The sequence below is a fragment of the Variovorax sp. 10N412 genome (assembly GCF_056394985.1).
In genome coordinates this window covers 27,007-38,528 of the sequence record NZ_JBFTIO010000018.1, presented here as the reverse complement: position 1 = coordinate 38,528, position 11,522 = coordinate 27,007, and the positions used below count along the sequence as shown (strand labels likewise).

Sequence of the window (11,522 nt, the reverse complement as noted above, 5' to 3'; positions counted from 1 at the left end):
ATGTTTGACGAGCTTTATATTGAGGATTTTCTGCGGAATAATAGGGGCACATCTCTCGTGTCGCTTTGGCTATCGTCAAAAAACTATCCTGGATTTGGAGGCGACCTAAATCTTGCCAAAGATGGTTTTTTTTATTTGGCAAAAAAATTCATGGACGAAGGAATTTTAAAGTTGGCGCGGAATGGTGAATTTCTTGCTGGGACGACCGAAGAACAATTGAAATTGCTAAGGGATGTTTGGCCAAAGGAGTATGACGATAGCATCGAGGAAAAAGACATTGATAATTTGTGGTGGTTGCTTTTTTCGCCGGCAGGAGCGGTGTGGATATATCCAGACGGATATCAAGAGTGGACTTAGGTCGAGCGGCTCAGTGCATTCGAAGCTGAGGAACGTCTGCGATTCCATCGGGCAACGTCTTTGTTTCTACGACGTCGACATGTATTCCGCACGCTTTTCTCGGGACTACGTGCCGCATGTCAATGTTGGTGCATATCTGGTTCGTCCCCGGAGTTGGGGCGACCTTTACGACGCGACCATCTACCACGGTGCTGATTCGAGTGGCAATTCGTTGACGAGCGTTCCAGCAGATAGTCGCTATCGTTGCTCCAGTTTCGACGAGATCATCGGGAAGCCGCAAGACGTTGCGGCGAGCTATGACGACGCGGTCAATGCATCGGCTGTGAAGATCCCGAAAAACATTCGAGCGAAAGAGAGGCCAGCTTCCGCGCAGCCTTCTCCAACGCGGTGACGTCCACGGTTGATGCGCCCCATCGTAGAACTGGGGCGCAATGCCATTGGAGATGCCGCCTCATCTTCCCCACCCTCTTCCATGAATCACATTGCTCGTTCTTGCTCGGTGAGAAATGCCTGCATCGCTGTCGCCGCTATGGGCGCATCCATGCTGGCGATGGCCCAGTTTCCTAGCGCTCCGCAGCCTTTCGTTGAGCAACAGCGCCAACAAGAACGCGAACGCGCCCTGCGCGAGCAGAACGAACGCACTGTCAATCAGCGTCCGCAAACGGCACCGCCAGCGCCGGCGCAGCGCATCCCCGAGTCCGAGTCCCCGTGCTTCCGCATCGACCGCGTGCTGCTGGTTGGCGAGCAGTCCGAATCCTTCCAATGGGCCGTCGCCGATCTGTCCGGTCCGGAGGGAAATGATTCACCTGCTGGCCGCTGCCTAGGCACGGCTGGCGTCAACGTGGTGCTGGCACGTGCGCAGCAGGCCGTCATTGCGCGCGGCTACGTCACTACCCGCGTGCTGGCTGCTCCACAGGATCTGTCGACCGGCACGCTGACCCTCTCGCTGGTGCCCGGCCGCATCGCGGCCATTCGGACAACGCCCGATTCTTCGTCCACGCCGCTCGGCAGCTCCGCCTTGCTGGCCACGGCCATTCCCGCGCGCCCTGGCGACCTCCTGAACCTGCGCGACATCGAACAAGGCCTGGAGAACCTCAAGCGCGCTCCCACCGCCGAAGCCGACATCCAGATCGAGCCTTCGACCGCACCCAATGCCAAACCCGGCGACAGCGACCTCATCGTCAAGTACGTCCAATCCAAGAAGTGGCGTGTCACCCTCAGCCTGGACGACAGCGGCACCGAAGCCACAGGCCGCTACCAATCAGGCGCCACCCTGTCCCTGGACAACCCCTTCGGCCTGAACGACCTGTTCTACGTCAGCGCCAACCACAGCATCAACAACCACGTCTTCGGTGATCCGGCCAAAGGCACCGAAGGCCAGACCGTCCACTACTCGCTGCCTTACGGCTACTGGCTCCTGGGCTTCACCGCCTCCAACAGCCAGTACCACCAGAGCGTGGCCGGCCTGAACCAGGACTATGTCTACGCGGGCAAGTCCAACAACGCCGAGGTCAAGCTCTCACGCCTGGTCTACCGCGACCAGCATCGCAAGACGACCGTGGCCGTGAAAGGCTGGCGCCGCGAGTCGCGCAACTTCGTCGACGACACCGAGGTCGAGGTGCAGCACCGCGTGGTCGGTGGCGTGGAGTTCAGCCTGAACCACAAGGAGTTCATCGGCGACGCGACGCTCGAAGGCACGCTGGCCTACAAGCGCGGCACGGGCGGCTTCGGCTCGCGCGCCGCGCCGGAAGAAGAGTTCGGCGAAGGCACCTCGCGCCTGAAGCTGTACACGGCCGACATCAGCCTCAACGCGCCGTTCAAGCTCGGCGAACAGAAGCTGCGCTATTCGGGCCTGATCCGCGCGCAGTGGAACCGCACGCCGCTGACGCCGCAAGACCGCTTCTCCATCGGCGGGCGCTACACGGTGCGCGGCTTCGATGGCGAGACGAGCCTGCTGGGCGAGCGGGGCTGGCTGCTGCGCAACGACATCGGCTGGGCGGTGGGGCAGAGCGGCGCGGAGCTGTACGCGGGCATGGACTACGGCCATGTCGGCGGGCGTTCGACCGCCGACCTTCTCGGCCGCAGCCTGACCGGCGCCGTCATCGGCGTTCGCGGCCAGTGGACGAAGCTGAGCTACGACTTCTTCGTCGGTGCACCGATCAGCAAACCGGAGGGCTATCGCACGGCCAAGGTCACGCTGAGCTTCAATCTGAACGCAAGCTTCTGATTCGCAAACAACTAAACGGAAGAAATTTGAAATGAACCACCGATCCATCTGCGCCATCACCCTCGCATGCATGGCGCTCGCCGCCTGCCAATCCGCCCCTTTGTACGAGCCCACGCGCCGCGCGCTGGTGGCCGCCGATGAAGACGAAGAACGCACCGTCGTCGGCCAGCCCACGCCAGGCACCGCCTTCGCGCAGCTTCGCCCCACCATGACCTACGCCGAGGTCATCAAGATCGCCGGCAAGCCGAACGCCGAGACGGTGCGCAACACGGGCAAGGCCTGGGTGCCGACCTATAAGGGCACCGACCGCTGGCGCCACTACCTCGCCTATAAGGGCCAGGGCGTGCTGGTCTTCGCGGGTGCGGAAGGCGGCGAGATCGCGGAGATTTCGCGCACCAAGTCGTACACGCCCGACGTGCTGATCCAGATCGTGCACAACCCCAAGGACAGCGGCAAGCTCTGACACGCGAGCGCGCGTCCCGGCTCAGCTGCCGACGCCATGCACCAGCCGCTCGAACACATCCTCCGTCCCCATCTGCCCGCCTTTCAGCATGAGCTCCATGCCGTCGAGTGCCGCGCGCCGGCGCCCATGTCGGCGACATAGGACAGGCCCCACGCGTCGAGCGCCTGCACGCCGTGGCTGGAGGTGTCGCCGCCGGCCACGCCGATGCGGGCGAGCGGCGTGGTCGCAAGCTTTGGACAACTCCTGCGCGCGCTCATGTATGTCAACTGCTTGGCACTTGTTAGTCCACATATGAAACCAGACTCCGATCCTCCAGGGACTCCTTTTAGTTTCGATGGTGTAGCTACTTGGCTATGTCCAAATCTATGGGATGAGACGCAGAGCGTTCCATTCAGAGGGGCGCTATTTGTTCTTTCCTACAGTGCGTCAACCATCTTTTTCTTTTCGCTCGTGATAGTTCCTGTCGGGTTGTTTGTTTCTGTTCCGTTGGTAATGACGCTTGCGATAGCGCTCATCTTTGGGGCAGGGTTTGGAGTCGCGATGGGTTTGCTGTCATGGTGGCAGTTCAGGCGAAAACTTTCAAAGTCCGAGCAGCCGCAGAGATAGCAATTTCTGTCATGTGGCTGGACCGTAAGTGCGCCGCAGGAAATGTGTTGTGAGCGCATGCCACGCGGAGAGCCTTGGCTCTCTACAGAACGAAATCTCAGGGGGAAATCAAATTGAAATATCGAACAATCCTTGCTTTCACGTTGCTGTGTGTGGCGCTCGCTGCCTGCCGAACCGCGCCTTTGTACGAGCCCACTCGTCGTGCGCTGGTAGCGGCAGAAGAAGACGAAGAACGTACAACCGTCGGCCAGCCTGTGCCCGGCACTGCAATCGCGCAGCTCCGGACCGGCATGACCTACGCAGAGGCCATCAAGATCATGGGCAAGCCGAATGCTGAAACGGTAAACAACACCGGCAAGGCCTGGATACCCACGTACAACGGAACAGACCGGTGGCGCCACTACCTCGCCTACAAGGGGCAAGGCGTGATGGTCTTCGCTGGCACCGCAGGTGGAGAGATTGCCGAGATCTCTCGCACCAAGTCATACACGCCCGACGTGCTGATCCAGATCGTGCACAACCCCAAGGACAGCGGAAAGCTCTGACACGCGAGCGCGCGTCCCGGCTCAGCTGCCGACGCCATGCACCAGCCGCTCGAACACATCCTCCGTCCCCATCTGCCCGCCTTTCAGCATGAGCTCCATGCCGTCGAGCGCCGCGTCGTCGCTGTGCACGCGGCACAGCGACGCGCCGGCGCCCATGTCGGCGACATAAGACAGCCCCCAGGCGTCGAGCGCCTGCACGCCGTGGCTGGAGGTATCGCCGCCGGCCACGCCGATGCGGGCGAGCGGCGTGGCCGCAAGCACTTGCGCCAGCAGATCACCCCCCGCGCGCGCCAGCGCCTGGGCGTCCAGTTCGGCCTCTGAAGGCATCGCGTGCGGCGCGCGGGTGCAGGCCAGCACGTGGCGGCCGCGCGCCAGGTTTCGGGCGATGGCTTTGGCGTGATCGGCCACGGCGGCTGCGTCGCGTTGCGCGAGCTTCTGCGCGTCCAGCCACACGATGTCGAACGACTTCGCCGCCGCCACCTGCCGCGCGGTGACGGGCGACAGGCTGCCTGCGAGCACCAGCACCGGGCCCTTCGCCGATGTCACAGCGGTCCGTGGAGCCGGGGCGTCGACGCCGTCCCCGTTCAAGGACGACATGGCCATCGCCAGCGCACCCACCACGCTGCTCGGTCCCGCCGCCAGCAGCGTGGTGCCTTGCGCCCTGGCCCACAGCACGTCGCCGATGGCCCGGAGCTGCGTCGCGTCGGCCACGTCGAAAAGCACGGCGTCCGCGGGCGGCGAATGCAGCGCCTGCCGCAGCGCGGTGGCGAGCGCATCGCTGCCATGCGATGCCGCGGTGAAGGGCATCGAACGCACATCCGTCAGGCCTTGCCTGGCCAGGTGCAGCCGCAGGTCGGCCTCGTCCATCGGCGTGACCGGATGCCGGCTCATCGTCGGATGCCTGTCGATGCGAAACACCTCGCCGCCGCTTCCCGCAGCGGCGAACAGGTTGCCGAACAGGCAATAGCGCCCCAGGTTCGGCTGCCCGCCGACGATGGCGGTCCACGGCTGCTCGACGGCTGCGCGCAGCACACGCACGGCCGCGCCGATGGAGCCGATGTGCGGCGCGCTGTCGAAGGTCGAACAGGTCTTGTAGTGCAGCACGCGCGCGCCCAGCGAGCGGAACAGCGTGGCCACGGGGCGCAGCTCATCGCGCATTTCTTCAGGCGTCATGGCGCGCGCCGCACCCGCGATGCCCAGCACGTCGAGCGGCCCGGCGCGGTCCAGGCGCGCGGCATCGGGCGTCTTCAGGAACAGCAGCGCACGCAGCCCCGCGCGCGCCGCGGTGCCCAGCGTGTCGGTCGCGCCGGTGAAGTCGTCGCCGTAGTAGACGACCGCCGGGCGCTGGCTGGTGGGGCCCAGGGGGCTCATGGCTTGCCGAAGAAGGCGAGGGCGCGTGCCAGCTCGGGCTGGTCCCTGGCTGCGTCCGCCAGCGGCACGCCTGCGCGCGCGGCCAACCACGCCTGCCGGATGCTGGTCACGCCCGCCGCCGCGCCGTCGGGGTGCGCGAGGATGCCGCCGCCCGCCATGAAGAGCAGGTCGTCGCTGCCGATGGCCGCCCAGGTCGCGGGCACGGTGCCGGCCCATTGGCCCGAGGAGAACGCGGGCATCACGCGGTCGTCTGCTGCCTCGGTCAGCGGTGTGTAGCAGTCCCGTGCCGATTCGATGACCTCGCTGTCGGGCTGCGAGAACTTGCCCTGCAGCCCGTGCACATGCATGTGGTCCACGCCGGCCAACCGCCACAGCGTCTGGTACGCCTGGAACGAAATGCCCAGCAGCGGATGCCGCGACAGCGCCCCGTAGCCGTTGCGGTGCCCGTGCACGGCCAGGCCGGTGTGCCGCCGCAGCGTCTGCATGCCCGAGTGCCCGCACCAGTTCAGGCTGGCCATCACGCACGAGCCGCCTTCGCGCGCGACCAGGTCGGCGTGCCGCTTCATCGCGTCGGTCTCGTCGGTGATATTGAAGGCCACCATCACATGCTTGCCGGTGCGCTGCTGGTGCGCGCGCACGACGGCCATCACGGCGGGCACGCGCTCGGCCAAGGGCGCATGCGCGGGGTCGGCGCAGACCTCGTCGTCCTTGATGAAGTCGACGCCCGCGGCGCACAACCGGCCGACCAGCTCGGCCGTCTCGGCCGTGGACAGCCCCACGTTCGGCTTGATGATGGTGCCGACCAGCGCACCGCTGGCCACGCCGGTCGCGCGCCGCGTGCCGGCGATGCCCACGCGCGGCATGTCGAACTGCGCGCGGTACGCGGCAGGCACCTGCAGCGACTCGAGCCGCAGCCCCGTCACCTCGCCCAGGTCGTACAGGTTGCCCGACACCGTGGCCGCGAGCGTCGGCAGGTTCGCGCCGATGTTCGCCACCGGAAACGCGATGTCCACATGCGCGCGCCGCCAGGGGCCCTTCGCGCCCTTGCGCTCCAGCAGGGCGTTGGGCAGCGAGGGCGTTGGGGCCGGCGCGAGCTCGGTGATGGCCTCGACCGTGGCGCGTGCCCGCGCGCGCAGCGCATCGGTCTCGCCTTCCACGCGCGTGAAGGTGCCGCACGACTGTTCGCCGGCCATCACCTCGGCCACGGCCGCCATGTCGTGCGGCGTCTCGATCAGGTAGCGCGCGCGGATGCGCTCTGGGGCCTGCACGCTCACAGCTTGCTCAGGTCGGGGAAGGGCCGCACGGGTTCGCTGCCGTCCCAGCCTTCGGACGCACTGCGGATCAGGTCGAACATCTTGCCCTTGGGGCCCGCGACTTCCGACAGCTCGATGACGGTGCCGGGGTGGTACTCGGTGTCGAAGTAGATGAAGCGGCCGCGCTCGCCTACTTCGCCGCTCATCACGGGCTTGAAGCCTTGCGCGGTCAGGCGTGCCAGGTCGGCGTCGTAGTCGGCCGTCCAGTAGGCCACGTGCTGCAGCCCGGTGCGCCCGGCCTGCAAAAAGTCGCGGTACATCGAGGGCACGTCGTTGCGCGTCTGGATGAGCTCGACCTGCACATAGCCCGAGTTGGCCAGCGCCACCGAGTTGTGCGGCTCGTGCGCTTCGCCGTTGTAGCGGTAGTTCTTGATGGGCACCTCGGGGTTGTAGAACCAGGGGCCCACGCCCAGCGTGGTGCTCCAGTAGTCCATGGCGGCTTCGATGTCGTGCACGACATAGCCCAGTTGGCGGATCTCGCCGAGGAATCGACTCATGGGGTGTGGCTCCGTGGATGTGAGTGTGTTGTTGTGGTGTTCATCAGAATTTCAGGAAGCCGGTCGAGAACCACGGGAACGCGGCCACGATCACCAGGCCCACCAGCATCGCGCCGATGTAGCCCCAGATGTGCTTGATGCCTTCGTCCGGGTTGACCTTGCTCACGGCGCATGCGCCGTAGTAGCCCACGCCAAAGGGCGGCGCGAACAGGCCGATGCCCATCGAGAAGATGACGACCATGGCGTAGTGCACCTCGTGCACGCCCGCGGCCTTGGCGATGGGAAACAGCAGCGGGCCGAACAGCACGATGGCCGGAATGCCCTCGAGCACGCTGCCCAGCACGATGAAGGCGACGACCGATACCGCCAGGAAGCCGTAGGCCCCGCCGGGCAGCGCGCCCATGGCGCGCGCCAGGTCCTGCGAGAAGCCCGACTGCGTGAGGCCCCACGCCATGGCGGTGGCGCAGCCGACGATAAAGATGATGGCGCCCGAGAGCGAGGCGGTGTCGATCAGCATCGGCTTCAGCCGCTTCCAGTCGAACTGCCGGTACACCACCAAACCCACGACGGCCGAGTACACGATGCCGATGGTCGACACCTCGGTGGCCGTGGCCACGCCCTCGACCACGGCCGCGCGAATCACGAAGGGCAGCAGCACCGCGGGCAGCGCGACCATCAGCAGCTTGCCGATTTCGCGCTTGCTGTAGCGCTGCACGCCGCTCAGGTCTTCGCGGCGGTAGCGCCACCACACCACCACGCACAGCGCCGCGCCCAGCACCACGGCCGGCAGCAGCCCGCCGGTGAACAGCGCCGCGATGGAAATGCCCGTGACCGAGCCGATGGTGATGAGCACGATCGACGGCGGAATGGTCTCTGTCTGCGCGCCCGTGGCCGACAGCAGCGCGACCAGGTCGCCGGGCTTGGCGCCGCGCTTGACCATCTCGGGGAACAGCACGGGCGCAATGGCGGCCATGTCGGCGATCTTGGAGCCCGAGATGCCCGACACCAGGTACATGGCGCCGATCAGCACATACGAGAGGCCGCCGCGCACGTGGCCCAGCAGGCTGGCCAGGAACTGGATCATGGCGCGCGCCATGCCGGTCATCTCGATGAGCGCGCCCAGGAAGATGAACAGCGGCACCGCCAGCAGGATCAGGTGCGACATGCCTTCGTCGAGCCGCCCCACCATCACCAGCAGCGGCGTGCGCGTGGTGAGCGCCAGGTAGCCGAAGGTGGCCAGCGCGAACGAGAATGCGATGGGCACGCCCGACAGCACGGTGGCCGCCACCACGACCACGAAGAAGATGACGAGGTTGAACTTGCCCAGCGTCGCGAACAGCGGCGCCGCGAGCCAGAAGGCGCCCACCAGCGCGGCCATGCCGAGCACCGCCACGGCGATCTGCCGGCCGCTGCACACGCGCACCAGGCGCAGCAGGGCCATCGCCAGCATGATGCCGATGCCCGCCGGAATGGCCGCCGCGCGCCAGGCGTTGCTGATCTCCAGCGCGGGCGTGACGATGAACGACTCTTCGTGCGCGTAGTCGATCGACGGCCAGATGATGAGCACCAGGAACGCGACCGAGGCCGCGATGGCGAAGGCGTCGAGCAGGGCGCGGGTGGAGGGCGTTACCTTCTGCAGCAGCGCCGTCATGCGCATGTGCTCGCCGCGCCGCAGCGCCACCACCGCGCCCAGCATCGACAGCCACAGGAAGAGGATGGACGCCAGTTCGTCCGACCACACCAGCGGCGCATGGAACACATAGCGCGACACCACGCCCGCGAACAGCACGCAGATCTCGGCCAGCACCAGCAGCGCCGCCGCCGCCTCGACCACGCCGCCGAGCACGCGGTCGGCGCGCGCCGCGATGCCGCTCAGCGCATTCGCCGAAGGGCCGGCGCCCGTGAACGGGGCCGCCTCGAAAGTGGATTCATGCACCATGGCCGCTCAGGCCAGCTTGCCGACGGTGCCTTCGAGCAGCGCCCACGCCTCGGGGCCGAAGCGGCCCTTCCACTCGCCGTAGAAGCCCGATTCGCGCAGCTTCGCGCGAAAGCTGTCGGCCGTGGGGCGGTTGATGGTGAGGCCCTTGGCCTGCAGGTCGCCGACCACCGACTCGTTGAGCTTCCTGATGTCTTCGCGCTGCTGCATGCCGGCGTCGTTGATGGCGCGCGCCACGATGGTCTTCAGGTCGTCGGGCAGGGCGTCCCAGGCGCGGCCGTTGGCAACGAACCAGTAGCCGTCCCAGATGTGGTTGGTGAGCGAGCAGAACTTCTGCACCTCGAACAGCTTGGCCACCTGGATGATGGGCAGCGGGTTTTCCTGCGCGTCGACGATCTTCGTCTGCAGCGCCGAATACACCTCGCTGAACTGCAGGCTGGCCGGCGCGGCGCCCAGGCCCTTGAACATGGAGATCGACAGCGGGCTCACGGGCACGCGGATCTTCAGGCCGTCCATGTCCTTGGCGTTCGCCACCGCGGCCTTGCTGCTGGTGGTCTGGCGAAAGCCGTTGTCCCACATCTTCTCGAAGGCGTACAGGCGCGACTTGGCGATGGCGCCGCGCACGTGCGCGCCGACCTTGCCGTCCATGGCGCCCCACACCTGCGCGTAGTCGTTGAACGCGAAGCCCACGGCGTTGATGGCCGCCACCGGCACCAGCGTGGCAATGACCAGCGCCGAGGGCGTGAAGAACTCGATGCCGCCCGAGCGCACCTGCGCGAGCATGTCGGTGTCGCCGCCGAGCTGGTTGTTGGGAAAGATCTTGATCTCGACCCGGCCCTTGGTTTCCTTGGCAATGCGGTCGGCCGCTTCTTGCGCGCGCACGTTCAGCGGGTGGCTCAGCGGCAGGTTGTTGCCGTACTTGTACGAGAACTCGGCGGCGCGCGCGATGCGCGGCACGGCCGTGACGATGCCGGCAGCGGGGAGGGCGGAAAGGGCGCGCAGGGCGCTCCGGCGGGTCAGCGATGTCATGTCTGTCTCCGTTATGCGTTTGATGCAATCTGATGCACCATGGAATTCAGTGCCCAGTGAAGATAGAAGGATGCATGATCCAGGTCAAACTTATGCCTGATGGTTTTTGATGTATGCGGGAAAACCCTTCACTCGTTTCCTTGCCGCCTGATGCGCGCCGCGCCCGCGTGGTCGACATCGCCCGCGCCGCGCAGGTGTCGACCGCCACCGTCGACCGCGTGCTCAACCGCCGCCCCGGCGTGCGCGACGCCACGGTGCAGCGCGTGCTCAAGGCCGCGGGCGAGCTCGACTACCTGCCGGGCCCCAAGCTGTACGCCGCGCTCACGCCGCCGCCGCTGCGGCTGGTGTTCCTGCTGCCGGCCGGCACCAACCGCTTCATCCGCATGCTGGGCGACATGGTGGGTTACGCGCAGGAGCACTGGGCGCCCTTCAACGTGCAGTGCCGCACGGTGTTCATCGAGAGCTTCAATCCGCACGAGCTGGCCGACGCCCTGCGCCGCCACGGCCAGCGCTGCGACGGCATCGCGATGATGGCGCTGGAGCATCCGGCGGTGCGCGAGGCGGTGGCCGCGCTGGCGGCGCGCGGGTTGCCGGTGGTCACGCTGATTTCAGACCTGTCGAACTCGGAGCGCGCGGCCTTCGTGGGGCTGGACAACCGCGCGGCCGGGCGCACGGCGGGCTACCTCATCGGGCGCTTCATCGGCCCGCGCACGGCCAAGGTGGCGCTCATTGCGGGCAGCCTGAGCTACAAGGCGCACGAGGAGCGCGAAGCGGGCTTCCTGCACGTCATCGACGAGATGTTCCCGCGGCTCGAAGTGGTGGGCCTGCGGGAAGGCCAGGACGACGCAGGCAAGAACTACCGCCAGACCCGCGCGCTGCTGGAGCAGCACCCGGACATGGGCGGCATCTACAACATCGGCGGTGCGTCGGACGGCGTGGCGCGCGCGCTGAAGGAGGCGGGGCGCGAGCAGAAGGTGGTCTTCATCGGCCACGGGCTCACGCCCGACACGCGCGCGCTGCTGATCGACGGCAGCATGGACGCGGTGATCACGCAGAGCCCGCACACCACGCTGATGAACTGCGTGCGCATCTTCAACAACCTGCGCGACAAGCGCGAGGCGCTGAGCGGCGTGGAAACGACGCGCAGCCAGGTCATCTTCAGAGAAAACCTTCCGTAG

General features: G+C 66.3%; 12 protein-coding genes. 6 read left to right on the top strand and 6 right to left on the bottom strand.

Annotation, left to right across the window (positions count from 1 at the left end):
- The 4 genes from AC1DJH_RS28155 (at position 1) to AC1DJH_RS28140 (ending at position 3,047) form a co-directional block, all read left to right on the top strand.
- The gene (locus AC1DJH_RS28155; RefSeq protein ID WP_478187934.1) at positions 1-357 is read left to right on the top strand and encodes a DUF596 domain-containing protein; all 357 of its coding nucleotides are present in this window, start codon (positions 1-3) and stop codon (positions 355-357) included.
- A gap of 79 nt (positions 358-436) precedes the next feature.
- Entirely contained in the window at positions 437-748 is a 312-nt protein-coding gene (locus AC1DJH_RS28150) for a hypothetical protein (RefSeq protein ID WP_478187933.1), read from the top strand.
- A 138-nt stretch (positions 749-886) separates the two neighbouring features.
- On the top strand, positions 887-2,584 hold the full coding sequence (locus AC1DJH_RS28145) for a ShlB/FhaC/HecB family hemolysin secretion/activation protein (protein ID WP_478187932.1): 1,698 nt from the start codon (positions 887-889) through the stop codon (positions 2,582-2,584).
- Between the two features lie 31 nt (positions 2,585-2,615).
- Positions 2,616-3,047 (top strand): hypothetical protein, encoded by a 432-nt coding sequence (locus tag AC1DJH_RS28140; protein ID WP_478187931.1) that lies wholly within the window; start codon positions 2,616-2,618, stop codon positions 3,045-3,047.
- A gap of 83 nt (positions 3,048-3,130) precedes the next feature.
- On the opposite strand, the gene AC1DJH_RS28135 is transcribed toward AC1DJH_RS28140, so the two are convergent.
- Positions 3,131-3,304 carry a hypothetical protein gene (locus AC1DJH_RS28135; RefSeq protein WP_478187930.1) on the bottom strand — a complete coding sequence of 58 codons (174 nt, stop codon included), beginning with the start codon at positions 3,302-3,304 and terminating at the stop codon, positions 3,131-3,133.
- 423 nt (positions 3,305-3,727) lie between these two features.
- On the opposite strand from AC1DJH_RS28135, the gene AC1DJH_RS28130 reads away from it, so the two are divergent.
- Positions 3,728-4,198, top strand: coding sequence for a hypothetical protein (locus AC1DJH_RS28130; RefSeq protein WP_478187929.1), 471 nt, complete (start codon positions 3,728-3,730; stop codon positions 4,196-4,198).
- A gap of 21 nt (positions 4,199-4,219) precedes the next feature.
- Here the strand turns inward: AC1DJH_RS28130 and AC1DJH_RS28125 are convergent, their stop codons facing one another.
- The 5 genes from AC1DJH_RS28125 to AC1DJH_RS28105 are packed head-to-tail and all read right to left on the bottom strand — an operon-like array spanning position 4,220 to position 10,344.
- The gene (locus AC1DJH_RS28125) at positions 4,220-5,569 is read right to left on the bottom strand and encodes a four-carbon acid sugar kinase family protein (protein WP_478187928.1); all 1,350 of its coding nucleotides are present in this window, start codon (positions 5,567-5,569) and stop codon (positions 4,220-4,222) included.
- Positions 5,566-6,783 carry a ribulose-bisphosphate carboxylase large subunit family protein gene (locus AC1DJH_RS28120; protein ID WP_478187982.1) on the bottom strand — a complete coding sequence of 406 codons (1,218 nt, stop codon included), beginning with the start codon at positions 6,781-6,783 and terminating at the stop codon, positions 5,566-5,568. The genes AC1DJH_RS28125 and AC1DJH_RS28120 overlap by 4 nt, the downstream gene beginning before the upstream one ends.
- 56 nt (positions 6,784-6,839) lie before the next feature.
- The gene (locus AC1DJH_RS28115; protein WP_478187927.1) at positions 6,840-7,379 is read right to left on the bottom strand and encodes a VOC family protein; all 540 of its coding nucleotides are present in this window, start codon (positions 7,377-7,379) and stop codon (positions 6,840-6,842) included.
- Positions 7,380-7,422: 43 nt separating this feature from the next.
- Positions 7,423-9,318 (bottom strand): TRAP transporter large permease, encoded by a 1,896-nt coding sequence (locus AC1DJH_RS28110; RefSeq protein ID WP_478187926.1) that lies wholly within the window; start codon positions 9,316-9,318, stop codon positions 7,423-7,425.
- Positions 9,319-9,324: 6 nt separating this feature from the next.
- Positions 9,325-10,344, bottom strand: coding sequence for a TRAP transporter substrate-binding protein (locus tag AC1DJH_RS28105; RefSeq protein ID WP_435438467.1), 1,020 nt, complete (start codon positions 10,342-10,344; stop codon positions 9,325-9,327).
- Positions 10,345-10,457: 113 nt separating this feature from the next.
- On the opposite strand from AC1DJH_RS28105, the gene AC1DJH_RS28100 reads away from it, so the two are divergent.
- Positions 10,458-11,522 carry a LacI family DNA-binding transcriptional regulator gene (locus AC1DJH_RS28100; RefSeq protein WP_478187925.1) on the top strand — a complete coding sequence of 355 codons (1,065 nt, stop codon included), beginning with the start codon at positions 10,458-10,460 and terminating at the stop codon, positions 11,520-11,522.